Raw genomic sequence first — 26843 nt, 5'->3', positions numbered from 1 at the left:
CGTTTGAAGACCTTATTTTCAAAATCTCGACAGAGAATAGCTCAATTCGGGAACCCAGCTATGTAGCTCAGGCTCGCAATAACACGAGCCCGAGATCAGACTTAAACGCAGCTACCCTTGCTTCTTGTCCTGAATGAAATCCCTTACCTGCTCACTTAGTACGGCCATAGGAACATTGCCATTTCTCAGAATGATTTCATGGAAGTCCTTAATATCGAAGTCTTCACCAAGTTCATTTTGCATCAGTTCTCGCAAGGCGAAAATCTCGAGGGCACCAGAATCATAAGAGGTAAGCTGCGCAGGCATAACCGCCATTCGGTCCATCAGAGTCCTCGGGCCTTTTGCAAATGAAGCGCCAGAATCCTGCAAAAACTCCGCAACCTTTTCATCACTCCAACCGAGTACATGCATTGCGGTGTCCGCTACCATACCTCGCGCAGGCCATGCTCTCCTTAGGATCTTGGTTGACCCATACTGATACATTCCCGCTTCCTCCGCTAGATGTTCAGAGTACCTACCCCAACCTTCAGCAAAAGCAGAGTTAGACAAAGCATCTTCTATTTTGTGAAACTTTTCTTGCTCTTGTACGAGAGCAATTTGCATATGATGGCCCGGGTACCCTTCGTGGATAGTAACCTTCTCTGCAGAAGCGTAAGACTCATCCTTGTAAGTTGTCGGATCATATCCAAATCTCGCCTTGCGCTCCTTGGTGCCCGGAATATAGTGTGCGCTGCGACCTGATCCCTGTTCATGCTCAGGGATAGCTTTTACTTCCATTTCGATCAAAGGCATTTCATGGAAGAAGTCAACGGTTAAATCTCTAGACTTATCTACCAGGCGCTCATAAAACTGATGCATTTCATCAGCGCTATTAAATTTCTGAGTTTTATCCTCACTGGCCCTTGCCACTGCCTCAGAATAGGAATCTACTTGATAGAACTCCTTGCCTAAGCGAACCACTTCGCTCTTGTTTGAGTTGACAGCCCTTAAACCCAACTCAAAAACTTCTTCAGGTGTTCTCTGCAAAGTCGTATAAGAACGATACTGAGCCATATAACATTTACGGCCATTAGGAATCGCATGGATACCAAGCTCCGCTCTGGCTTCAGGTAAATAGGCAGACTCTAGAAAATTCTTGTAATTCTCCATTGAGGGGATAACGTAATCTGAAAGCACCTGTTTAAATGCAGCTTCAAACTCAGGGTCCCCAGCTTTCTTCGCTAACCCCAAGAACGGGTGCTCATCGATAGGTACTTGGGTCAAGCCATCAACTTGCTGAATGACTCGCTTAACCACACTCTGAGGTGCGGAGTAACCTTGCTCTAACCCCCGGTGGAGATTGGCTATTTCTTGCTCATAGTAACGAGCCGCGTCAAGCCAACGTTCAATCGCATCTGCCTTTTCTTGGGCTGTTTCAACCGGCTGAACCTCGGTCAAAAAGCCAAGAATGATATGAGGCCCAAACATATGATCAACAGACCAGAGTTCAGTCTTACACACCCTTAGGCCAACATTGGACTCTAATCGCTCTTTTAGTTTGAAGTAGAATACCTTCTCTTGATCACTTTTTAGACCATTAAGATCTATCTCTGCCAATTTATTGAGTATTCTGTCCTCAGATGCCGCTAGAGAGGCAGCGTTACTGGGGGAGTTACTTAAAAAAAGGTTGTGCCTGTCCAGCTCCATATCTGAGAAGTAAGCGTACGGCTGGAAGTTTTCTAAATAAGCTTCAGCATATTGATCCGCTAGATCATGGAGTAGCGCCGAGTTGTCAATAGCTTCCCTACCGGCCACATCAGTTTGGTTATCAGTAACTGAGCACCCCATTAGGACCGATGAAACTACCAATACACCTAAACCCGCTCTTTTTACATTAATCATTCTTATAAGACCGCAACATAAAACTCATTAAAAAGGTTTCTATAAAGAAAACTTCAATTTCCTATTTTATAGTAGGCACTGTAACAAAATGAGTTTCAACACCTCAAATGCGGAATATCGGCGAAGCGAGGATATTTATAGATAAATCCCAGGGATAGAGCGTGAAACTCGTTTAATTGGCAGAGTCACAAGTAACAAGCGCTAGCAACTTGACATAGAGACCACCTAAGCCTCCATTAACCTATGCACTTGAAGGGTATGGCGATGCATAAGAAGCCCACTTTAATAAAAATGGGCTTCTTAAAGAACAGTAATTCCTTATAACACCGATGAATGTTACTTCATTTATATTACGGCACTAACTGGTAGCTATTACCTAAGTCGTCTTGTACAACCTCAGCAATACCATTGATGGCGGAGACTTCTAATGGCTCACTTAGAATGCGACTTCTAAATGTCCAGCCTTCTGGCAGATTGAGGCGACTTCCCAGGTCTTTTAAATCGTCAAACTGAAGATCAGAGACCTCAATACGACTAAATGATTGCATAATATACACCTGCCCATTGATATCAGTTAGCTCATAAACACGGCGACCTTCATAAAACAACCAAGTATTATTCCTTAGTACTTGTCCAGGAATATAGGAAACACTCTCTCCGAGATCTGAACTATAATTCATGGTAGTCAATAAGCGCATTTCTAAGTCACCAAAAAAACGGTATTCATCATCCGGACTGGGTGAGACAATATCGCCACCTAAAATTTCATCCACCACAAAAAAACGCGGCCCATTAGGGATTGCAAAAAGCGCACCATACTCAATTTCTATATCGTTGAAGTTGATAGCATCCCACTGACTTTGGGGACAAAAATTAACACCCGGGGTACCCCAAATCTCTGTTGACTCCTCAGCTCCGTCTAGATAAGACAGTAATATCTCACAATAGCGAAAATTAAAGAGTGGACCGCCAGCTTGCAATGGTTCCTCAACCGTAGTATTTCGCAAGAAATCTAAAAAGTGTATGGCCAATTCCTCGCCTACATCGTCTTGAATAAAGTGGCCTGCAGCAAAGCGCCTATGATCACCATCATCCGAACCTGGTACATGCTCCACCCACTTCTGTTGCGTTTCAATACTCCCCAAGTTGATATCATACTCACCGGCATTAAACATAAATGGGTTATGAAAAGCTCCAAGTGTTTTCCAGGCAGAAAAATTCTGCATTTCAATGCCTACCATCATCGCAGGAAATGCTCGTATTGCCGCTTTATACTCAATATTTGGGTAGGGGGCGTTATACGCAAGTACTTCCTCATCACTTAGCAGGTTAATAGTCAATGTTTGTACCACATCTCCAGCAATTAATTCCGGTACACTAGAAGCATAGTTAATCCATTGTTGGAATCCCTCCACCCTGTCAGTCGATTTTGAAGTAAAGAATGTTTCTGCATCACCCAGTGATTCATCAATCTCAAAAGTCGGGTATATATAAGGATTTCCCCCCAATGGAATCACCGGAAGGTCACCATTCGCGACAACTAGCCTTCCGATAACTTGTGGCATATCACCTGCAATACGAAGACCAATAACACTTCCCCAATCTTGTACAAATAGATTAATATCAGTTAAATTTAACTTATCAATAAACGCCTTAGTCCAAGCAACATGTTGTTCATATTGATGAACTGTGACGTCGATCGGCTTGTCTGACCTTCCCATTCCAATATTATCTGGTGCAATCACTCGGTAACCGGCATCAGCAAGGATCGGGATCATTTTTCGGTATAAATAGGACCAGCTGGGTTGGCCATGTAGTAACAATATAACTTCGCCATTATCAGGCCCAACATCCACGTAATGCATATTTAAGCCGTCAATTTCTACGTAACTTGGCTCAAATTCATATCCTGAAAGGGAGTCAAAACAGGCATCGGGAGTAACAATATATTCCAAACCCGTAGCGGTTGCATATATTTCACTTTCAGACAATTTACAAGCATCGCTATTTGGACCTGTAACTAAGGGAATCTCTGTCCCTGAGACATCTTCAGAGTCATCCGAGTCACAAGCAACCAATAGGGAACCCAAAAAGCAGATACCGAACAGGCACCGGAATAGAGAGATATATTGGGGAGTTATAGATATAGAGACAAAAGAATAATTCATAATATAAACCTTCCTTTTACATTAAATATAAATTCCTTTAACTGGAGAGGATATTCATATCACCATCAGATCATCCACCTATAACAGAATTGTGCGGATGGTGAAAATCTCCGCACGACCAGAACTGTTGGAAGTTTTACCATTAATTAAACAGGGAAAACTCTATAAAAAAGCACATGACTAACTTCCGCCAATTTAAAAACCAGAGATACATAAACTTATGCTTAGATACTTAAAAATCTGCTTGCAATCGAGAATGTTTTGTATGAACGGTGCATATTTCAAGCTCAATGGAGCAAATGGCAAGTTTCTTTCATATAAGATTACCTATATCATTCACTGTTGATATTCTGATATATAAAATCGATATTGAATGCAATATAGGCAAGGAACCTTGTTTGAATTTCGCAAAATAAATAAGATCCAAGCATGGATATTTCTTCTAATTTGGCCATGGGTGAATATCTTTATCGTCTCTGCTACACTTTATTCACTTGAGTCACTAACTCCCCACCTCTTCCTGTTGGCTACAGCTAAAATATGGGGAACATTTATTTTTTGTCACCTTCTTTTCATTTTTATTGAAAATCTTCCCAACAGCCCTCTACGATTATTAAAAGAAAAACATACCTACTTACTTAGACCAATTGTAGTCATTTTTCTATTTATAAGCATTGCACCGATCGTAGAACCCCCATTAACTTTTAAAGTACCTGATATTAAAATATTACCATTGGCGATAATACTACTTGAATCCACAGTTTATATTTTTGCCATATATATATTTCAACAGCAAAGTTTCTTCTATCGCTCGCAGCTTCATGCACAACAGGCAGAGCTACAAATACTTAAAATGCAATCTAATCCTCACTTTCTATTTAACACCCTAAATTTGATTGCATCAGAAGTCATTCAGCACCCATCAAAAGCTAAAGAGCTCATTTACAGCCTTTCCGATTTATTGCGCGACACAATCAACTTAACCAAAACCCAATGGATAACTATTGAGGAAGAACTAAGATTAATCGAGTTATACCTCTTGCTGCAGCAAAAGCGCTTTGAGGATCGATTCACCTTTGATATTGACTGCCCACAAAATTTGAATGGAATGAATATACCGTCATTACTACTAATGCCAGCTGTGGAAAATGCCATAAAGTACGGTATTGCACCCTACGCTAAAAGTGGTCATGTGAGTGTAAATGTCGAACTAAATAATAGCTACATAGAAGTGGAAGTTCAGGATACAGGGGCATGCTTTGATGACAAGAACATTACCTATGGTGAAGGATTACGTATTCTAACTCAAACATTAAGAGTCAACTTCAGTGACAACCACGCCCTCAAGTTAAATTCAAGCGGTGAAGGAGCAAGTTTGAAAATTCGCTTCCCACAAGTAAATTCATCCATAACCCCGTAGATTGAAAATGGCGAAAATGAATACTAAAAAAGTAATTATTGTCGATGATGAACCTGCAGCAAGATCCAATCTAATAGAAGTAATTAACACCTTCGATGAATTGAAAGTTGTGGCGCAAGTAACTGATGGAAAGTCAGCAATAAAGCAGATCGTAACCAAAAGCCCTGATATCGTTTTCCTTGATATTGAAATGCCAGAGGTGAATGGCTTTGATGTGGCCAATGCAACTCAACATATAAACTATCAACTTGTCTTTCTAACAGCCTATCAGCACTATGCCCTGCGTGCGTTCGACACAAATGCAATCGACTATTTGACAAAGCCTGCTCATCCAGAATTAATAAAGAAAAGCATTCGCAAGATATTACGGCAAGAGATGTATGCCTTAGGGCAACAGACGTCTTCGACAAGCGGAAACCGATTGGTTTTGAGTGATTACAATCAAATGAAGATATTTGAATATGACCAAATTAACTATATCGACAGTATCGGTCGTTATCGTCGCATCCACCTTACCGAGACAGGAGTTAAATCCCACAATACAAATACCATTATTTCAGATATGACACTTGACAGTTTCAGTGAGCAGCTACCTAAGGAAACTTTTTACCGATTACATCGAAGCTACATCATTAACAGCCATAGAATCCTTGAATTAAAGTTACAGTCACGACGCCATTTTGTCCGACTTTCCGGAACAGATACACTTATCCCAGTATCTCGCAGTTTTCTTTCCATCTTAAAGGAGAGTATTAAAGTCTCAGCTAGCTCTCTAATTGGGTAATAGATGGCTCTAAGTAATCCCACAAATACTGCTATGAAATTACTCCGAGCCTCCATAATCCCAGAAACCTACATGTTCTTTTTAAGGAAACTGATGATCGACCCAAAAATAGCTCTATGGTGCTCACTATCAGTAGGGCCATGAGCCATATCTGGATATAGTTTCCACTCATAGTCCTTATCAAACTTACTTAACATCATATTCATGCGGTACATATGTTCAACATCAACAGTTTCATCCTTCTCACCATGAATAATAAATACAGGCCTTTGAAGGTTTTGTGCCAGATATACCGGTGAAATGTCCTTCAGTTTGCCATAGTCTTTAACAGTATCTCCAACATTCTCCTGCATCCACTTACTTTGAGCCTCAGTTGCATAGGGTGAGTTCAGGTAGAGGTTAACATCTGTGACACCGGCCACACTGACTGCACAGCGGAACAATTGCTGGTGTTTGATAGCCATCATTAGTGCAGCATATCCACCATAACTCATTCCAACAGAACAAATTTCCGAAGACAAAATATCGCTTCGGTCACTTACCACCTTTGTTGCTTGAAATATATCTTCAAGCATTAAGTTACCCCACTGGTGAACACCCGCTTCCTCCAGCTCAGTTGAATAACCACTCGACCCTCGATAATTCACCCTTAAAACGGCATAATTATTCGCCACAAAGAACTGTGTATAGTAGTCAAAATACTGATGGTCAAAAACGCCAAGAGGACCACCATGTGGCATAACTATAAGAGGGAATGGCCCGTTACCTTTTGGCATGGTCAATATATAGGGAATATCCAATCCCTCCACTTTAACCTGCTCGTGGTATTGGCGACTCTCAAGCTGATCATTTAAATGTGGAAATTTTGAGGCCACTAGCTGGTCAATTTTCTGGTTTTTCCTGCTAATGAAATAACGTCCTGGCTGGCCGTGGCTCTCACTATAGTAAAGTTCTATAGTACTATCGAGGCTTCTTCCTACTGTTGTTTTTAGTAGACTCGCCATGCCATTTTTTTCTTGTCTATCCTCATCAATATATTGATATTCTAACCGTCCATTATGAACGACTTTTACACCAATCAACTCCCCTGTCGATTGCTCTATTACCAGATCGATAATATCGTAGCTATCAGATCGATAAGCTATGCTCTGTTCTCCACTAGTGAAATTGCAGTGGTAAACTACCCGATCTTTCTCCGAATTAGTATCTAAACAAAAGTAAGTTCCAGGCTCTGAACTTATAGACACCGGAATAAGGACTCCATGCTCTGCTCCGGGAGCGGGCTCCTCTTCCAACTCTTCTTCAGACCAACTCTTTATTGGGGCGGTAGAGTTTCCATCAACAACTTTACTCAGATGAAGCTTGCTGTCATTGAAAAACAAAACGGACTTTGGCTGGCCTGATGGATCAAAAAACCAGCGTATCGCATACCCTTCAACCGACGCCACTTCATTCTGAACTGTAAACTGGCCTCCATCTTTTCGTAAAAGTTTACTTGCTTTCTGTTTAAATCGGTTAAGCTTAGATACGTCAATACTGTATACCTTGGAGTAAATCCCACTTTTTGCATACAGAAAATGGCCCGGCCTGTTTGGCAACGCATGGACCAACCAACCCGGCGTTTTTACCTCAAATATTTCTGGAGGCTGGCCTTCGGAGCCTGATACATCAAGCACTAATAGTCGATAAGCTGGCTTGGTATCTAGTAAATTTTTAACACCCTTCTTGACTTCCTTAAACTGGGCAACAAGATACTTTGGGCCAACCCAACGGATAAATTGAATTGATGCATCCCTGGAAGTCAATGTTTCGAGATCAATTAGGGTATGACTAGATCCATCTTTACGACTCCAAATATCTAACTTTTGACTAGCGTCACTCTGCTTAATGGACGCTACCAACCTTCCATCTGGACTAACCTGTGCTGTTATAGTATCAACCGATTTAAAGTAGCTTTCTGCTGGCATTGCTACTACTGGACCAATTTTCACCAGAATGCATAACAAAACCAATAAAGCCCCTCGAAAAAAAACAATCATTGATTTATCTCCAGAGGACTTAACCAACTTTGCAAGAATTCATCTTGCACTCCCGCACCAGATACCAGAGGATACAACTCAGTTAATGAGTTTAAGGCTTCTTGAACTCCATCTAAATCTGTTGCTATTCGATTTTTGAAATAGACCTCTACCGTATCTGACTTTCTTTGCTTACCTATAAACAAGCTGCCAATATAATTTGTTTTTCCAGCTTCCACATGAAAACGCCATGTGCGCCGCTTAGCAGTATCTAGTTTGTAGGGAAGATTGAAGTAAGGTGCATTTATTTGGGTAATTTGGTACAGGCCAGCAGGGACTGTCATCAGGTAAAAGCCTTCGGACTTATCCTTGAGGCTGACTTTATAACGACCTTTCTTTCGCAGTTTATATTTTTGCCCACTCAGCAGGTATTTATTTCCATTAGCGTACATCTTAGCAAACTCTATTGAGGGCGCAGTACCTCCTACATCGAGCTTTACCAAAACATACCCACGCCCGCCCTCTAACTCAGGCGGACTATCATAGGGTACCAATGACAGCGTCCGAGCAATTACTGATTCAGACACAAGGATTGCCGCAAATATTATGCCTTTAAGAAGAGTATCTACTCCACTTACCTGATAGCCTACCGGCATCACGCTTCTAAAATTTAGTGTCAAAATAACACTTCCATATGTTTATTTATAAATGAGTGACAACGTTTTGAATACTATCTCAGAGCCAAATGCAATACAATTGGCAGGCTTTGGTCCAAATTATGGAGAATAATATGTCAGGGATGAACCCTCTCAGGTACGTTAAGTCTTGCCCACTTCTTTTAGCGGTCTGTTTATTATTTCTACAAGGTTGTGCGGGGCAAGTTAATATGCTACCAACATTAAAAGAAGACGCCCCTATTAGCGAACAAGATGGAATTGTTGTCGCTCGAATCATTAACGCCTCTGGAGTTGCCCTGCCGTTTAATCAACTCACAATTAACCCGGAAAACTTGAACGAGTCTAAATCTATAAAACCCGAACGTCTCCTTGCGGATCGACCAAAGCTAAATGGTACAACGGTATTTGCCTCTTCTGTCAAACCAGGGAATTACTCTATTAGTAGCATTCGGGCGTTCTATTCAAACGGTAATGGATGGTACAGCCGTTTCGTAAGTGCAGATGAGAAGCTGGGGACCTTTTCAGTTACGCAGGGTGAGGTCACTGATCTTGGTACTTTGATCTATTATCCAAAGCCACAAGGTGATAGATACCTTGACCTTTTGATTCGCGCGCCTGAATCAAAAGAAGGAGAGGTAATTGCAAAGCACTTTCCATTCATAAAATACGATCCTCAATCAATCAACGGGTGGCATATCGATGAAAATGATGAAGAGCGAGAGTCAGCTTATATATCCATTGCACAGAATCCTCTGACATACACCGAAGAGTATATTTCTCCTGATAATTCCATCTACTTTCTTGGAAAGGTCGGCGTATTTATGAAACGTACTCCCGACGGGGACTGGGAGCTTGATGCTGTTGACACCAATCATGAATTAACGGCTATCGCACAAAACAATCATGGTGATCTAGTAGTCGGGGGGAGTGAAGGCGCCCTATTCTGGCGCTCTGCTAAAGGGGACTGGCTAGACATATCATTGGAGCATAATACTCACATTGAAAACCTGAAACTTCTAGATACAGGAGAGATAGAACTTCTAGTTACTCGCGACTTTGAAGTGAATATTTATAGGGGAGTAGTAGCAAATTCACAAGTAAAGTGGAAACTTTTGAATCAATACTCCTCAAGATCAGGTCAAGGATGGAAGCATATTGCGGAAGTAAAAATAGGGGAAATGAAAGCCCACACCAAAAGTGACCAACATATATACAATACAACTATTTTTGAATTCAACGGCCAGAATTACATAACTGTCCGTGAGCAATCAACGTATGGAAGTATTATATTTTCGCCAATCAATAGCGAAATCTTCATCTATGATCCTGAAAGTTGGATGATCGAAAAAACAGTAGATGATTTTGACCTAAATGCAATTGTTGACGCAGGCGCAGTTCAGTTAGGTGTCGAGGAAGCTGGCTTCTGGTCCTGGACAGGAAAGCCAACCTATTACAAAATTGATAAAAATGGCAACCAAGATAAAATAACTACATATATTAAAGAATGTAAAGAGAGTAAATCTTCCAGAAATCGCTGTATAAATAGAAATTTCACATTTCGATCCGTTCCCTGGTTCTCAACTGACAATGAAGCCGTTGCGATTGTTGGTTTTTCACAAAGTAACTTTTCCGGTAGGAATCGTGAAACAGAAACCAGAATCTTAACAACAACGGATGGCGGAAAAAGCTGGATATCTACAGGCAATAAACCACCTACAGACTATTGTACCTCTATAGTTCCTCTTGTTGCCGATCGTTTATTAGTTTCCTGCGATGGTGCCAATGGTGATTTCTACGAGTCGACCGACTTAGGGGCCAGCTGGAACCAGGTAAGACAACAAGATAATTTTTAGAAAAAATAAGGTGGATACAAACATCCAATGTATCCACCTTATTTTAGTTGTAAAATATACTAAAGAATGGTTTTACTATAATAGAAAGAATAGTTATTTATAGCTCAAATCTTTGTAAATCTAGCAGTAAAATGTCGTAGAACTTGTGGCTCATACTCGAAAGCTAACCCTCGCAATTCATTGGCCCGCGAGCTAAGTTCGATAATCGCATCTGCTACATAATCCATATGATCATTTGTATAGACTCTACGTGGAATAGTAAGCCGCATTAATTCTAGATCTGCTTTCTTTTGTTCACCGGTATCCGGGTCCCGCCCAAGAAGTAAAGAACCAATTTCCACAGCCCTGATGCCCGCTTCTAGATACAGCGCATTGGTTAACACCTGTGCTGGAAACTGCTCCGATGGAATATGGGGAAGAATCTTCGATGCATCTACAAAAACCGCATGCCCGCCTGTGGGATATTGAATGGGTACTCCAGCAGATCTCAATCGCTCTCCCAGATAGGCCACTTGGCCAATTCGGTAGTTCAAATAGCTCTCATCGGCAGCCTCATAGAGCCCCCGGGCCAGCGCTTCCATATCGCGACCAGCCATCCCTCCGTAGGTTACAAAACCCTCCATAGGGACGCAGCGGGTTTGTACGGCTTGAAACAGTTCCTCATTGTTTCGAATACAACAAAGGCCACCAATATTTACCATAGGGTCTTTTTTTGCGGACATTGTCAACATGTCCCCATATTGATACATCTCGCGAATAATTTCTAAAATCGATTTTTCTTGATACCCCTCTTCCCTTTGCTTTATAAAGTAAGCATTCTCGCAATATCGAGCCGAATCAATTACCACTGGGATATCATACTTAGTAGCAATTTCATAAACTGCCTGCATATTTTTCATGGACACAGGCTGACCACCAGAACTGTTACAGGTCACAGTAGTTATAATCGCACAGACATTGCGGCTTCCGTGCTCCTCAATAGTGGAAACCAGGCGTTGTAAATCAAAGTTACCTTTCCAGTCGTATGCTGTCGTGGTATCAAAAGCACGTTTATCCACCACATTAATTGCTTTTCCGCCATTTAACTCTATATGCCCTGCAGTAGTATCAAAATGATAATTTGAAATAAATACAGGCTCCGTCCCTCCACGCACTTGACGCATACGCTCAATCAGAGCAGGAAACAAAATTTGTTCTGCTCCACGCCCCTGATGGGTAGGAACAACCAATTTATACCCAAAAAAATGCTCTACTGCATTGCACAAATTGTAGTAGTTTCGGCTACCGGCATAGGACTCATCACCAAGCATCAAACCCGCCCATTGATTATCACTCATTGCACCAGTGCCTGAATCTGTCAATAGGTCAATATAGACATCATCACTGCGCAGTAAAAACGGATTTAATCCAGCCTTATTGAGTGCAACCTCCCTATCTTTATAGGTTGTCATCTTGATCGGCTCAACCATTTTTATACGGAAGGGTTCAGGGATTCGCTTCATCACAATTATCCTAACAATACCTGCCATACTGCAGGCAATAACAATCCAATTATTATAAGTAAAGTAATTAGTATAAGAGAAACAGGACCGAATTATATTTTAATTAAAGTTAAGCCCTGTAAAACATCTAAAAACTGCAGAAATACTTCAACGGGATATTGTCCCCTACTGAGATTCAGACTCCTCTGTCAAAAATGATTGTCAAGTATTTCACTTCTTAACTTATGGTACAATAGGCTGCATTATCTATATGACCTTTTCAGTCACTTGAGTGAACTTATTATCGGGTTCTTAGCTTCACATTTTTTGTGACCGGAAGCCACTCTAGATTTCCCAAGTATCGAGATAAAAGATTATCTAATGACAACTTGGCTCACATTTTAAACACTGATGAACAGAGGTCCCAGAATAGAAACATCTAACTTATAAATGAGGCAGAAGATACTTATTGGATCCGAGCTTATCAATTAGTGATTCTTCTGCCCCACGTCACCTCTCTTAGTTACCTTCTAATTTTGAGAGGTAAAACTGAAAAGCACGATGTGCCACTTGATGACCTATCGCCTGCCCTGCAGGTACTGAAGGCTCAAAGTGTACACCTCCCCATACACGACTGTTACCACAGTCCTCTTCAAATGAAGTCCAGGTAGGGAAATATAGATTCAAGTCAGTTTGTGGTGTTACACCAGGTTCAATCTGAGAGCTGCCAGACAGCGCAGTTACAGAATATCCCAAAGTATCGCCTTGAGGTAAAAACAAGCGGCTTGTCTCGGCATGCGCAGCACAAAAGCTAGCTGATGCGGAGGGATACTCGGGATGATCAGCTACAGGCAGATAGCTAGTCCACTGACTGGCGCGCAAATCATTCACGGTTCCCTTTCCAGCACCACCCCAAGCCGTTACAGGTTCATCCTTATAAATATACCGAACAGCAGAAAAAGGTCTTACTGAGTTATGGCGACGCTTTTCCTTCCAGATAGCAATAGCAGTATCAAAAGCTGCCATATTAGTCAGGAAGTCATAGTGTATGAAATCCATCAGGGATAAACCTTGAGATTCAGATGCAAAAACGGCAGCGAAGCCTAAGCTGAATATCTTCATATCAAATAGCTCAGCTTTCATCTTCTGCTCATCAGTTAAATTCGCTGATGTAGCCAATACATCATTTACTTGCGCTACGTAACTGGGGTAGTTCCAAATTTTGGACTTAATTGGTATCGGTGAAGTAAACTCATCAGGAGATTCGTAGCTGTAGGGCGTAGTCAATGCAATTTGAGGAGTTACGAACTGCTGAACACGAAATACGCCTGGTCGCTCCATTAAAACTGCCGGCTGCCATTTTGATGGAAAACGCAGCTTGTAGGCAGAATTAGCAGGTTTAAAGTCAGTATAATCAGCATAAGGCAAGCGATGATAAAGCTGGTTACCTTCATTACCTAACTGATTCATCCCATCATTGACACGTCCTTCCAGAACTTTTCTACCAGCATAATTTCCTATACCAATTGGTGTCGTCGTATCTTCTGAAATATTTTCAGGATCTAGCCCTAGCTCAATTAGCATGTCATCCCATTCAGATACCAAATGGGGAAATAAACCACTTAGTACTTTGTGGGAAGCATAGGTCAATGCAATATTTAACTCAGTATTATCTGTCGGCTCTGTCATTCGACTAATATCTGAGTAAACGCCCTTTGCTGTCGGATGATAAGGCGCTGTTGCATCAAACCAGGAGTTAGTGATAAGCGTTGTAAAACGGAGTACCAACGTCGCATCATTTGCAGCCGGAGACACTTCGAAGATTGCACAGGCTGCAGCTGGGATTATATTTTGTACCGCAACATTACAAGTTCCTAGCTCTTCAGAGCTACATTTTGGAGGCAATGAAACGTCCTCTAACTGAGGACAACTGATGGCCTGCGCTTGCCAACTTGCTGACACAAATACTAATCCTATAATACTTTTTAAAGCTTTTTTATAAGTTACATCTTTTAGCATTGGATTTTCCTTTTTGCTATATCCATGTGACCAATGTAGCATTCTAACTACCGATCACTTTCTAATGATAAACACCTAAAAACACTTTAAAACAGACTGCTCGCCCCCCCATTTCAATTGTAAATGACCATAATTCCTGACATTCTTTTAGTGCCGACAGCACTTGTATTATCAGAACCTAAAATTCAAAACCAACAATTAAGGAAAGCCAATGAAATTACTTGCAAAGTAATTACTTGTAAAGATACCAGCTCACAGAAACAGTAATTTTTTGAGATTCAAATTATTGGCGAGCCCTTTTCAAAAGACAACAATTCATTTTTTCTTTTAACAAACTGCAAAGTCAAAAAAGTTACACCTTAGCGAATATTTTTGGATTAAAAGGGGCGTCACCCCAGCATATATTTTCCATATACACGAGCTAACCCAACACACACAGTGATAAAAGTGCTAATGCGACAGCACTTAATACTATAAATCCGGCAAATTCCCATTCAATTACCTGAATTACACTTCCTGCTGATATCGGATTTATTTGTCTTATTTTATGAGCATCCAAATAATTAAAGCCCCCTTAACCTAAATACGGATAGCGTGGAGCTGCCATCATTGCCATATATAACAGCACCAGCTATTTTATTTTATTCTACTAGAATTGTATTCACTAGGAAATTACAGGAACTTACCTGACGTTTCTTGAACAAGCACACTGAGTCGATCTGAACAACAAACTATCCCCTCAAAGGGAGTAAAAATAATTAGCGAGAAGAGCTTTGTGAACGACAGCCTCATACTTTAGTGTCATCCCTGGCAGCACAATGTACTGTTAAACGAAGCCATAAAGGTGAAAATACTACATACACATCTGAAAGGCTCTGGAATAATCGCTTATAGCAATTTCCAGAAATAAGCCAACCAACAGTGGATTGGATTCAGCTTTATCAAGAAATATTATCTTTCGAGTGCGGGCAGCGTTAAATCTAGGAAAAATAATTTCACTCTAATTTGAAATACTTAACATCTTTTCGACACACCACAACTTTTATACCAACTTAAAATAACAAACATTTAAAATGCTCTTCCAAGAGCTGTGTACCAATTTTTACCTGCAAGCATCTTACCCGCCTCCATTAGGTACTGAGCATCTTTAGTATCTATATATTTCTGACAAATATTGCCTATTTCACTATTTTTCAATTCATCTGAAAGCTTATCCCAATCACTTGGATCATTGTGAACCAGGGAGTAAAAAGCAAATGCTATTGTTCGCCAGTCTTCTCTATTATCTATTAGCTGATCAAGGCTCTTTTTCATGAATAATTCTTTTAGTAAATACTAAAATCATGTGTAGATTTAACTATAGCGATAATTATCTTCACACTTTTTACTCGCTTATATCACCGTAAACGGCGATGCACACTGTGCCGAACACAGTGCGCCCAGACGCATGGAACACTCTTTATAGGTATCGCAACACACATTTTTACAATTTACACACCATTAATATGCAACCTCCATCGTTAAGCAACTCTATATCTTCGCCTGTATTGTTCAGAAGACCATGCTGCCCCCCGGATGATCAAAGTTCATGTCTTCCCCTGAGACAGTTAGCGCGATCTACCGACGGACCTTTTGGCTCAAAATATTCTGTGATATTAATGGCCAAATCCTGTTGATCTTCCACCACCAAATTGAAATGTTATTCACCCTGCGCTCCTTAACAAGGTCCCAACGGAAAACTTTAAACTGCTGCGATTGGCAATCATACCAGCGCTGCACACCACCAATGCACTGACGAGTAAAGTAGCAATGATCCATAACCAATCAGGCTTGTAATTGATGCCAAATTGAGACCGATAGATCAATTGAGCCGTAAGGTGAGTACCTAAAATGGCCCCCACGCTAGCAATTAAAGAAGTCAACAACCACTCAAACAGGCTTAGTTTACAGCATGCAAGGCGTGATTGACCAAAGCTGATCAGTAAAGCGTTCTTTTTACGCTCATCAGCTTCATAGCCTTTGACCGATGCACTGATCACCAACAGTGCCAGCAAAATAATCATCAAACTAAATCCAGATACCAGCTTAATGACCATCGACAAAGTATCATCAAAGCGTTGCGTTAATTCGCGAACCGAGATTAACCGCAAAGTTGGATGACGCAGCCAAAGCTCTGCCAACTGCCCCCAAGCAGTGTCGGCAAGCTCAAGGCTACCCATATAAAGAGGCGGTATTTGAAGCTGGTCCATGGTGCTTTGCGGCACATTAAACCAATAGGTGATGGAACCTTTGCCTGGTACATATTTATGACTAGCTTTGATTTCAAAGTTCAAAGATTGCCCCGCAACTTCAAACCGCAATTGGTCGCCGAGCTTCAACCCCATATCAGTCATAACTTCTTGCTCCACCGATACTTGTTGCCAGTCAGCATCCCGATCTTGCCAGCGTTGGCCAATCACGGTTTGGTTGTTGTTTGCTTGCTTAATACTGAAATGCAAACGGATAGGCTTTTGTAAGCTAGCCAAACTTTCGCTGGGGCTGGTGGCGAATTCCACCAAGGACTGACCATTGATATGGCTTAACTGTCCGTACCAAAATGGCTTTAATTGGCGAATCTCACTACCAGTTTGCGCACTCCATTGGCGAATGTCTTGCACCTGTTGTTCATTGGCCAGGGTGATCATCAGATTACCATCGTGCTCGCGGGTATAACCTTCCATGGTTTGACCAATGTCTTTCATCAAACTTAAGGTGAACAGCAACAGAGTGGCACACATGCCAACACCCAGAATTTGAATGGATTTGCTGAGCAAACGCTGTTTCATCATATAAAAACCAAAAGCCATGATGCCCGTTGTACGGCTCGTCACCGTATAGCCCAACCTCAATACCAACCAAGTCAATACCACCATCAATATCAAGGTAGCCGCCATAGCGGATAGAGTCATGGCCGTAAGCAGACCGTTATCGGAGTAAACAAAGGCCACCACAGCCACACCGATTAAAGCAAATCCATATCGAGGCAATAAGTGATTTGGACTCGCCATTTGGCGAATCAACTGCGCCGGGGTTACTTTGGCCATCACTAGCCAATTGGGAATTTGGAATATCGCCAATAGGGCTAATAACAGCGCGTAACTGCTGAATAAATCCGTCCATACCCGGGTGGCGGTTAGGTCTGCAAACTGTATCTGCATTTGCTGCAAAATTAGGTATTCCGCCCCCCATGCCAAGGCGGTTGCCGGAATTAGCCCTGCAATGACTGTTAGTAGCCATTGACCAAATGATAAAGCAAACACTTGGGATTTATTGCTGCCCATGGCTAAACACACCGCAGTAAAGCGCTGCTGGGATAACAACTGACGTCGACCGGCTTGGTCGATGGCAATTGCAGCCATCAAAAACAACAGTACAGATGCTAAACCCACAAAATTCTCAACCCGTTGCCAAAACATCGCCAGCGGATGGCCACTGTGTTTATCATAAAACTGTGCAGTCACTAGCTCAGTAGTGGCCCACTGTTTGAGGGTGTTCAGTTCGCTTTCATCCCCCGTAAGTAAATAGCGAAAGCGGGCATTGTCTGCTTGTATCAGTGAAAGATCATCCAGGTGCACCAATGCACGCATCGCTACGGAATGGCCTTCGAGTAGACGGTCGGGTTCGTGTTGCACCAAACCTGTGAGCTTCAATTGTCCATGTCCGATGTCTAAGGATTGGCCAAGGGTGAGCTGCAGCGAAGCAAACAATCGGCTATCGACCCAGATTTCACCGGATTTGGGCCCATGGCTCAGGGATTGCCCTTGTCCATCCGTCGCAAATGCCACTTGCACTGTGCCTTGCACTGGATAAAGATCATCCACTGCTTTTAATTGAACCGCTTGCCAATGGTGATCATTGGTCAAGGTTACATTTACCAGCTGGCTCACGCTCAACTGCTGCGCATACTGGTGCAACTTGCTTAATTGTGCGTCGGTTAGCGCTTGATTCTGAGAAATCACCAAATCGCTACCAAGCATTTGCTGCAAATTATTGGCTAAATAAGTTTGAATAGAACTGCTGGTTAAGCTGAGTGTTAGAATGAAAAACATCAAAGTTGCTTGAGTCCAGCGAATTAAGCGCACATCCGCTTGGTGATATTGCTGGCGGAATAATTGCCACGCTAATAAAATTAGCATAATGGGCCCGCCATAGCCGCAGCTTTGTTGCGCGCCTTGACTGCTAATTTGCCTTGACTCAATTGCAGTAAAGTATCGGCCTGCTGCGCTAATTCCATCGAGTGAGTGACCAGTACCAGCCCCACGCCGTTTTGCTGACAGCAATCAAACATCAATTGCGCGACATGCTGCGCGGTATTCTCATCTAGGTTGCCCGTAGGCTCATCGGCAAAAATAAATTGCGGCTGCATTACAAAAGCACGGGCAATGGCCACCCGTTGTTGCTCACCACCACTGAGTTGCTGTGGTTTATGATACATTCGCTCAGATAACCCTACCTTGTCGAGCCATAATTCAGCTGTGGATAATGCGTGTTTGTCACCTTTTAGTTTTAAAGGCAGAGCGACGTTATTTAAGGCATCAAGTTCGGGTAACAAATGAAACTGCTGAAAAATAAAACCTGAGTTTTGACGTAAGTTCTTTAATAATTGTGGCTCACCGTTTTTCTGAAATTGCACCTCGCCAGAAACCGGACGTTCAAGGCACGCCATTAACAGCAATAAGCTTGATTTACCTACTCCAGAGGGCCCCACAATGGCGTAAGAATGGCCACTGTGCAGTTCAATATTTAAACCCTCAAACAGGCTGACCTGTTGTTTATCCAAAGTAAAATAATGGTCAATTTGCTTTAAGTGAATGCTACTCGACATAGTTAGTTTCTTTAAATAACTGGTTGAGTAGCACTTTAAAGAAGGAAAGGTGAAATGAAGGTGAAATCAGTTGAAACAAGTTGCTAAACTGTCAGAGCACGGATAAGGAGACTTCATGTTTTTGATAGCGCAGCACTCTGCAACAATTTTTAAGCACAACGAAAAAATTATCCTACAGCCACAACGCTTTGCTAAGGGGCAGTCAAAACACAGTATAGGCAGTCCCACGAAGGCCGCGCTTTTTTGCGACCGTAGTGTACTTGAGCAACTTGTTATGAGTTGCACACCTCAACACCTTCTTGTCTTAGATATTTAATAAGATGATGGTTATACATCTCCGCATATACTGGTGCTATAGTCTGATACTTTCTCTCAGCATAGCTATCTATTACATCATCTATTTTCAAATACCTGACATTACTTCCGTACTCACAGCTTTTATCCATTAATGGCACTTCGCTGAGAAACATGCCTGAAAGACCAATTAGTCGTAAATCCCCATTACTGGCAGAAAGGATAGCATCTTCTTTTTGATCAGCGACTAAAATCCAGTCGAATTCGGTTTCAGAGTTTTCAGAAACTGAGCAAGACGAAGCCAATAAAGAAATTACTATTACGCGAATAATGCTCATTTTCTTAAGACTCAGTAGTGGTAGGACAGCCGGTTACCCTAACTGCCCCCACGCAGATCCGGACGTGCGGAACTACCGCATCCGGCTCTTCAGTAATATATTCGCTCGTGTAAAGCACGAACCCTAATACCAGTCCACAAGTATACTGCGTTTGTATACTCGCGGTGGCTTTAGACCATTCCAGTTGTAACTCTTGCGCTGACTCCGCCGGTTGAGCCATTTGTGTATGCTGTGTAAAACATAGCTGTACAAACGGGACAAGCTTCGACTGTTGTCTGGTAGACCGAAGTAGTTCTGGAACCCCTGTAGCTTGCGCTTCAGTGTGGGCAGCCATTCTCTCAGACGCTCACTGCGCTTGGCTTTGATCCAGTGGTAGAGCGCTTCCATTGCGCCCTTCTGTTTCTGTGCGGCAGTCCAGCGCCTGAGCCTGGGGCGTTTGTTGACGTCCAAGCTCCAGTAGAACTCAAAACCCAGAAACTGGAACTGCCGTTTTCGGCCCGGATGGAAGCGGCTAAAGCGCTTCAGGTGCGTTTTCTCGGGGGCTAACTGCAGGCCAAACTTGTTCAGCCGTTGCGGTAGTACCCGGTAAAAGCGCTCTGCATCCGTTTTCAATTGGAAAGCCACTACATAATCATCGGCGTACCGGATTAGCATGGCTCTGCCACGCATACGCGGCTTAACTTTCTTCTCGAACCACAAATCCAGGACGTAGTGCAGATAGATGTTCGCCAGTACCGGACTGACCACACCTCCTTGCGGGGTGCCTGCTGCCGCTTTACTGAACTTACCATCTGGAGTTTGCACGCGTACTTTCAGCCACTGCTTAATCAGTGTCAGCAGGGCTTTGTCGTCGATACGAAGGGCTAGCATCCGCAGTAACCAGTCGTGATCCAGCTGATCAAAGAAGCCTTTAATATCGGCTTCAACGATGTAGCCGTAGCCTTTGAATTGCAGATTTAAGCCAAGACTGTGTACGGCTTGGTGGGCGCTTTTCCTGGGACGGTAACCGTAGCTGAAGGGCAGAAAATCCTGCTCCCAGATACTTTGCAGTAGCTGCGCTACGCTCTGCTGCACCAGTTTGTCTTCCACCGTAGGCAGCCCCAGTGGGCGCTGCTTGCCGTTGCCTTTGGGAATCAATACCCGCTTAATCGCCTGGGTGCGGTAGCGTTTGTCACACAGCCGTTGATGTAGGCATTGAATATTTTGCGGCAGTCTTTGCCGGTAAACTTCGGTAGTTACTCCGTCGATACCGGGGCGGGCCTGCTTATTGAGCTGGCCCCAGCTTTGATACAGCAGGTTGGAATTTAGCAGTCCGTATAAATTCTGAAACCTGTGTCTGGGGTGGCTCTGTGCTTTAAATGCGATGGCGTGCAAGGCGGTTGTCATAGTGTCTCCAGCCCTACTTTGTCCGGACTATGTTTCTGTTGCACACCGATATTACTGTCAGCCCCTTCGCCATGTAAGCGGCTTTCCCGCTCTCGGACTACTATGAGCTGATCCGACTTCCGAGTGGTCTTCGTTGGTTTCGCCATTAGGCTTAACGTCTCTACCTGCTCCTTCAGGAACCTGCTCGGATCTCTCAAGTTCTCAATACTTCTCTTTCTACATGCCACGGCTTAATAACCCCGCCGATCCGCAACAACCTTACCATTACGGTTGCATTGCCTGGACTTCGATGGCGTTACACATCTCGTCAATCGGAGCTCACTTTATTATCGGAGCGATACCAGCACTTCAGGATCACGATAATCCCTATGGCCTATAGAATTCTCTGTGTACGCTTCACATAGTTTGTTCACAGTTGAAAAAAAAGATAATTATATTTTCTTTCCCTTCTGTTCCGCCCTACGCGCAACACTCGATACAGGTGGCTGGTTAGGCCTTACCCGACAGGGACTTCCACCCTGCAAGAAGCATCAAGCTTAGCTTGACGCACTAACGTTGCCAGCAAGGGCAGCCGAAGCTAAGCGTAGGCTGTCCAGCCCAGCCTCCGGCTGGGCGATCTTGTCTGGCCTGGTTATAGCTGGCGCGCACAGAACAACCTACTTGCTCTTTGCCAGCCAACGTTGGCTGGCCACCGCTCGATAAATTTACTGAAAAAAATACCATACTTTCCCCACCGGTTAACTAACTGACTGGCACCCCACAATGCTGCAGCGAGCTTGCAGAACTTGTTGGCTTTAAACGAAGGCACTTGAACGGAACTGCGGTACCAACTTGCAGGAAAACTCTCTGGAGAAATGTGCTCAGGAAGAGATTGGTGCTTGCAGCAACTTCAAACTATCTAAAAAAAGACCGCCACAATAACGCCGTGCTAAACGGCGCGCGCTTTTTGCGCGTCCAGTGGAGGCCGCTTTCGGCCGGAACGGTGTTTGAGCACCTTGTTATAGGCCTTCAGTCTGCAGCCCTACCTACAATTTTAAGCTGTATACCACTAGCTATTTCTATGATTGAAGAAAGACTTACTTGAAACCAATACTCATCTCCAGCTTGGTCATAAAAGCTAAAGCAGAACTCCTGTTCATCTGCATCAAAGCCACCACGAAAAGAATCTGAGTGAAACATATCATCGGATTCGATTTCAGACCACTGGGAGATTGAATACGATTTGGCTTTAATTTGCTTACAGATTTTTACGAATTCTTGGGATATAGGTACTTCCATTACTCGAACCCTGCTGCTCTATAACATTTATATAGTAATCATTCTGATCACTATTATCCTGATTACTATCCTGGAATCAATCTAACGAAAAAAACACACAAAGCCCAAGTAAAATCAATATATTATTCATGATTCAGAACCATTGTACCAAATGGAAAAACGATCACTTTGACTACTATCCCCATTTTATACGAGCTCCCTAACCCATTGAAATAAAATAGGTTTTCAAACATTCCGGACCTAGGCCAAAAATAACGGTCAAACTGATCGAAAATCCTGATGACTCCCAGTCAAATGTTCATTAAACTGTTAATCCATACAGTATCCGGACTGTAAAAATGGACGACATCCCTATTCCGCTACCCCAGCGACCATCCCGCTTTATGGACCGTGTTAGGGCTTTTATACGGTCTCGCTATTTGGCATACAAAACAGAAAAGACATACTGCTTTTGGATGAAGGACTTTATACGCTTTCATGGGATGCAACATCCGCAGGAGCTCGGAAAAGCTGAAATAGATAAGTGGTTAAGTCACCTTGCTACTAATCGTAATGTGTCAGCCAATACTCAAAAAACCGCTTTAAATGCAATTGTCTTTCTCTATAAGCAGTTTCTGGATATTGAATTAGGGCAACTACAGTTCGAAAAAAGCCATCGGCCTAAGCGATTGCCTGTTACTTTTAGCCATGAAGAAGCAACCTCCATATTAGAGCACCTTAGCGGTCCAAATAAGCTTGCTGCTTCATTAATGTATGGTTCGGGCCTTAGAGTTATGGAAGCTGTGCGGCTTAGGGTACAGGACATTGATTTTAGTGATCAATGCTTGATAGTACGGGAGTCCAAGGGTGAGAAGTGGCGAAGAACACTACTGCCTCGGTCTCTGGTTAGGCCCCTCAAGGTGCAGATAGCACATGCGCTTTCTCTACACGAGCAGGATTTGGCTGAGGGCTATGGGTATGTCTATTTGCCTTTCGCTCTGGCGAAAAAGTACCCACAAGCAGCGACGAGTGCTGCTTGGCAGTATGTATTCCCCGCTCGATTTCTATCGCAAGACCCTCGCAGCGATATGATGCGACGGCATCATATTGGTGAGCAGCAAGTTAGGCGGGCCGTTGCCAAGGCCGTTTCGGCCCTCAATATTCGTAAGAAGGCGAGCTGCCATACATTTCGCCATTCGTTTGCCACCAACCTTCTGCGGGCTGGTACTGATATACGCAATATTCAGGAGCTACTCGGCCACAACGATATCAGTACAACCATGATTTACACCCATGTTATAGGCGTACATGAGCGCGGTGTTACCAGCCCTCTTGACTAATTTCGGCCCCCGGCAGCTATGCCTTTGGGTGGTAGCTGGCTTTAGGCCAAGCCTTGTTGATTTCATCTGCCTGAAGCTCTGCATTAAAGTGTTCCCAGGTAATGCCATTAATGTCAGTTTCTGCGGTAAATTTATCGGCACCATCTGATTCCCATCCTAGATGCCTAAGCGTTCCGCTTTCACAATTTGGATCATGGCGAATCGATAGGTTAACAGTGGCAGTTCGCCATAAAGCATATTCATTGGGCACATGCACGCAGGGAGCAGTATTTAACCTTCTACTATAGTCGGCAACTGACTCTTCTATCTGATTAGTCGACAGTGCTATATGAATTTTATCCATGGGCCCTACCTTTATTAATACTTGTTTTGATATCTATATTTTTTAATTACTACCACTCGCCCCAGCTTCCAGCTGCTTCTGTACCTTATCCAAATTAAAAGATCCGGGTACCTGGCTGGGTGGATACTCTTTCATCGTTTGCAAAAATTTTGATGCGAGTTGCTGCATGGGAACCAAGACAAAAGCTCTGTCTATAAACCAGTCGTTATAGGTGTTCGAGTTGTGTTGGGCTTTTTCGAAAGGATCTTGCCTCAAATTGAACAGCAGTGGCACTCGTAATTCAGTAAAGGGCTCTCGCCAGACTTCAAAACCCCGCCCGCGATTTTCCAGGAAAATAGCTTTCCAGGGTTCGTAGCGCATAGCTACAATTTGGCCGTCATCATTTACGTAGATAAATTCTTTTCTTGGAGAAAGTTTTGCTTTACCGGTGAAGTAATCCATCATGTTGTAGCCATCAACATAATTTCTGTACTCGCGCCCATTCAGCTCGACCCCTTCCTTGAGCTGTTCCTTGATATTCGGATTCCCCCCGGCCGCAGCGAGAGTCGGCAGCCAGTCTTCATGGGAGACAATACCTGTCAGCGTAGTGCCCGCTGGAAATTTGCCCGGCCAGCGCACGAAAGCTGGCACCCTATAAGCTCCTTCCCAATTGGAATTTTTCTCACTGCGAAATGGCGTAGTTGCAGCATCTGGCCAGGTATTGAAGTGGGGGCCGTTGTCTGTGGAATAAAACACGATGGTATTGTCGGTGATATCCAGGCGGTCAAGCACACTTAGCAGCTTTCCTACCAGGATGTCATGCTCAACCATGCCATCCATATACTCATTGCTGTTGGGGCCCGCAAGGTTTGTGTGCTCCTCTCTGACATGAGTGCGAAAGTGCATCCGGGTGGCATTCCACCAGACAAAGAATGGGGTCTTAGCCGCGTGTGCACGTTCGATAAAGTCGATAGCTGCCGCTAGGGTTTCATCATCGATAGTTTCCATCCGTTTCTTGGTGAGGGGGCCGGTATCTTCGATTGGCCCGCCGGCCTTGGCTTTAATCACTCCTCTGGGGCCAAACTTCTTACGGAATTCTGGGTCTTTGGGATAGTCCCGGTTCTCAGGCTCTTCCTCGGCATTCAAGTGATAGAGATTGCCAAAAAATTCATCAAAACCATGGTTGATGGGCAGGTGTTCGTCCCTATCCCCTTGGTGGTTTTTACCAAACTGGCCAGTGGCATAACCCAGGCTTTTCATTACTGTGGCGATAGTGGCATCACTCTTCTGCCAACCCTCTTTGGCACCTGGAAGCCCCACTTTAGTCATGCCGGTCCGCACTGGGACATTACCCGCTAAAAAAGCCGCGCGGCCTGCTGTACACGACTGCTGGCCGTAGTAATCGGTAAAAGAGAGCCCTTCTACCGCTAGCCGATCAATGTTGGGCGTGGTGTAGCCCATCATGCCACGACTGTTGAAGCTGATATTCCAGATGCCAATATCATCTCCCCAGATCACCAAAATATTGGGTTTGGTCTGCGCGAAGAGGCTACCAGGGGAAAGGAATACAGCAGCCAGTACAACCAAAAGGAACTGTCGGAGACGGGATTGGGAGATCAGGAGCATTACACACCTCGATATTGGCAGGCTCAATACACCGCTTTAAGACTAGTCCCGGTAGGCGGGAACTTGAGGAATCACCGGCCCCTGGCTTGATTGATCCTTCGCTTCTGGCGGAAACACCGTCCGCCAGTCCTTAGCCATATCTACCACCAACCAGCCATTTGCCTTAGCGGCTTGTAGCGCTTTGTCCAGGCGTCCCACTGAGGAGTTCTTATCGTATGCCCATTCTCTTTTGGCATCGGTATGATGAATCAGCATGGCAAAACGCGGCCCCTTAGCGGCGGTGGTCCATTCCAGCATTTGTAAATCACCATCGGAATTGCCTGCGGCAAAAACTGGCCTCCGGCCAATCACGTCATTGATTGCGATAGGCTTCCCCTGTTTATCGGTGAGGAAGGCCAGTTCATCTAATTTCACGATATAGGGATGCCCACCCCCATTTTCATAGCGGGACTTTAGGCGACTGCCGATAACCTGCTCTGGGGGGATTCCATATAACTCCTGGGAAAACACTCGGATAAAATCTGTGCCGCCCCCCGACACAATGTAGGTTTTAAAACCATTTGCTCTTAAGTATTCCAGCAACTCCAGCATGGGCTGGAACACCATCGCACTGTAGTGTTTGCCAGTTTCCGGGTTCTTAGCACTCTTGAGCCATTGGGCAACAGAGCGCTGGAAGGCATCCGTACTCAATCCCGCATGAGTCGCAGTAAGCATTACTTCCAAACCTTCCCTGCCTTGCCCCAACAGGTTTGATAAATTGCCCTTTAGAATCGAAGCGAAGGGCTCTTGGGTTTTCCACTCTGGGTGTTGGGGCGCTAGCCTTTTAACTTCATCAGCGGCATAGAGAAGCTGGAAGTACACGGGCTTCTCAGACCAGAGGGTGCCATCATTATCAAATACCGCTATACGTTCACCGACAGGTATAAAGTCGGCGCTGTCCTTACGGGTAACCTTGTCAACAAAGGCCATAATTTGGGCTTTAACGCCATCTTGCCAGGATGGCAAGGGAGAACTGAGTGCCGGTAAGCTGATTGCCAAAACCAGCAACAGACACCCTCGGCTCAGGGCAACCCTAAATTTCCAATCCAGCATTCTGGCCCTCTCACAAAATGACA

19 protein-coding genes are annotated in these 26843 nt (G+C 43.7%); 4 read left to right on the top strand and 15 right to left on the bottom strand.

Going from position 1 to position 26843, the window contains the following annotated elements; genetic code table 11:
* Positions 1-111: 111 nt before the first annotated feature.
* Together ACJJI4_RS07115 and ACJJI4_RS07110 are read right to left on the bottom strand one after the other, a co-directional pair.
* Positions 112-1881 carry a DUF885 domain-containing protein gene (locus tag ACJJI4_RS07115; RefSeq protein WP_444927559.1) on the bottom strand — a complete coding sequence of 590 codons (1770 nt, stop codon included), beginning with the start codon at positions 1879-1881 and terminating at the stop codon, positions 112-114.
* Between the two features lie 350 nt (positions 1882-2231).
* Positions 2232-4049 (bottom strand): haloalkane dehalogenase, encoded by a 1818-nt coding sequence (locus ACJJI4_RS07110; RefSeq protein WP_444913523.1) that lies wholly within the window; start codon positions 4047-4049, stop codon positions 2232-2234.
* A 394-nt stretch (positions 4050-4443) separates the two neighbouring features.
* Here ACJJI4_RS07110 and ACJJI4_RS07105 point away from each other — a divergent pair, with 394 nt between their 5' ends.
* Both ACJJI4_RS07105 and ACJJI4_RS07100 read left to right on the top strand, forming a co-directional pair.
* Positions 4444-5469: a sensor histidine kinase gene (locus ACJJI4_RS07105; RefSeq protein WP_444913522.1), complete on the top strand. Its 1026-nt coding sequence runs from the start codon at positions 4444-4446 to the stop codon at positions 5467-5469.
* Between the two features lie 7 nt (positions 5470-5476).
* Complete coding sequence (locus tag ACJJI4_RS07100) at positions 5477-6253, top strand: LytR/AlgR family response regulator transcription factor (protein ID WP_444905556.1); 777 nt, start codon at positions 5477-5479, stop codon at positions 6251-6253.
* A gap of 68 nt (positions 6254-6321) precedes the next feature.
* On the opposite strand, the gene ACJJI4_RS07095 is transcribed toward ACJJI4_RS07100, so the two are convergent.
* The gene (locus tag ACJJI4_RS07095; RefSeq protein WP_444927558.1) at positions 6322-8292 is read right to left on the bottom strand and encodes an alpha/beta hydrolase family protein; all 1971 of its coding nucleotides are present in this window, start codon (positions 8290-8292) and stop codon (positions 6322-6324) included.
* Positions 8289-8951 carry a hypothetical protein gene (locus ACJJI4_RS07090; RefSeq protein ID WP_444927557.1) on the bottom strand — a complete coding sequence of 221 codons (663 nt, stop codon included), beginning with the start codon at positions 8949-8951 and terminating at the stop codon, positions 8289-8291. The genes ACJJI4_RS07095 and ACJJI4_RS07090 overlap by 4 nt, the downstream gene beginning before the upstream one ends.
* Before the next feature lie 110 nt (positions 8952-9061).
* Here ACJJI4_RS07090 and ACJJI4_RS07085 point away from each other — a divergent pair, with 110 nt between their 5' ends.
* Complete coding sequence (locus tag ACJJI4_RS07085; RefSeq protein WP_444927556.1) at positions 9062-10801, top strand: WD40/YVTN/BNR-like repeat-containing protein; 1740 nt, start codon at positions 9062-9064, stop codon at positions 10799-10801.
* A 104-nt stretch (positions 10802-10905) separates the two neighbouring features.
* Here the strand turns inward: ACJJI4_RS07085 and ACJJI4_RS07080 are convergent, their stop codons facing one another.
* The 8 genes from ACJJI4_RS07080 to ACJJI4_RS07045 form a co-directional block, all read right to left on the bottom strand.
* On the bottom strand, positions 10906-12303 hold the full coding sequence (locus tag ACJJI4_RS07080; protein ID WP_444927555.1) for a tryptophanase: 1398 nt from the start codon (positions 12301-12303) through the stop codon (positions 10906-10908).
* Positions 12304-12801: 498 nt separating this feature from the next.
* A complete protein-coding gene (locus ACJJI4_RS07075) occupies positions 12802-14301 on the bottom strand; it encodes a vanadium-dependent haloperoxidase (RefSeq protein ID WP_444927554.1) in 1500 nt (499 codons plus the stop codon).
* Between the two features lie 1068 nt (positions 14302-15369).
* Positions 15370-15615 (bottom strand): hypothetical protein, encoded by a 246-nt coding sequence (locus tag ACJJI4_RS07070; protein WP_444913515.1) that lies wholly within the window; start codon positions 15613-15615, stop codon positions 15370-15372.
* A gap of 389 nt (positions 15616-16004) precedes the next feature.
* Positions 16005-18476 carry an ABC transporter permease gene (locus ACJJI4_RS07065; RefSeq protein WP_444927553.1) on the bottom strand — a complete coding sequence of 824 codons (2472 nt, stop codon included), beginning with the start codon at positions 18474-18476 and terminating at the stop codon, positions 16005-16007.
* Complete coding sequence (locus tag ACJJI4_RS07060) at positions 18470-19165, bottom strand: ABC transporter ATP-binding protein (protein WP_444927552.1); 696 nt, start codon at positions 19163-19165, stop codon at positions 18470-18472. The genes ACJJI4_RS07065 and ACJJI4_RS07060 overlap by 7 nt, the downstream gene beginning before the upstream one ends.
* A 272-nt stretch (positions 19166-19437) precedes the next feature.
* The gene (locus ACJJI4_RS07055) at positions 19438-19797 is read right to left on the bottom strand and encodes a hypothetical protein (protein ID WP_444927551.1); all 360 of its coding nucleotides are present in this window, start codon (positions 19795-19797) and stop codon (positions 19438-19440) included.
* A 123-nt stretch (positions 19798-19920) separates the two neighbouring features.
* A complete protein-coding gene (gene ltrA / locus ACJJI4_RS07050) occupies positions 19921-21183 on the bottom strand; it encodes a group II intron reverse transcriptase/maturase (protein WP_444927550.1) in 1263 nt (420 codons plus the stop codon).
* 1008 nt (positions 21184-22191) lie between these two features.
* A complete protein-coding gene (locus ACJJI4_RS07045) occupies positions 22192-22461 on the bottom strand; it encodes a hypothetical protein (protein WP_444913281.1) in 270 nt (89 codons plus the stop codon).
* A 338-nt stretch (positions 22462-22799) separates the two neighbouring features.
* Between ACJJI4_RS07045 and ACJJI4_RS07040 the strand changes: the two genes are divergently transcribed.
* Entirely contained in the window at positions 22800-23780 is a 981-nt protein-coding gene (locus tag ACJJI4_RS07040; protein WP_444927549.1) for an integron integrase, read from the top strand.
* Between the two features lie 16 nt (positions 23781-23796).
* On the opposite strand, the gene ACJJI4_RS07035 is transcribed toward ACJJI4_RS07040, so the two are convergent.
* From ACJJI4_RS07035 to ACJJI4_RS07025, 3 genes are read right to left on the bottom strand one after another with little or no spacing between them, the layout of a single operon-like run.
* Positions 23797-24123 (bottom strand): VOC family protein, encoded by a 327-nt coding sequence (locus ACJJI4_RS07035; RefSeq protein WP_444912810.1) that lies wholly within the window; start codon positions 24121-24123, stop codon positions 23797-23799.
* A 42-nt stretch (positions 24124-24165) separates the two neighbouring features.
* Positions 24166-25728: an arylsulfatase gene (locus ACJJI4_RS07030; RefSeq protein ID WP_444927548.1), complete on the bottom strand. Its 1563-nt coding sequence runs from the start codon at positions 25726-25728 to the stop codon at positions 24166-24168.
* A 42-nt stretch (positions 25729-25770) separates the two neighbouring features.
* A complete protein-coding gene (locus ACJJI4_RS07025; RefSeq protein WP_444927547.1) occupies positions 25771-26820 on the bottom strand; it encodes an HAD family hydrolase in 1050 nt (349 codons plus the stop codon).
* Positions 26821-26843: the final 23 nt, after the last annotated feature.

It is taken from the genome of Microbulbifer maximicatervae (SeqCode), from assembly GCF_052467305.1.
The sequence above is the reverse complement of the archived record's forward strand: the minus strand, read 5'-3'. Positions and strand labels throughout refer to the sequence as shown.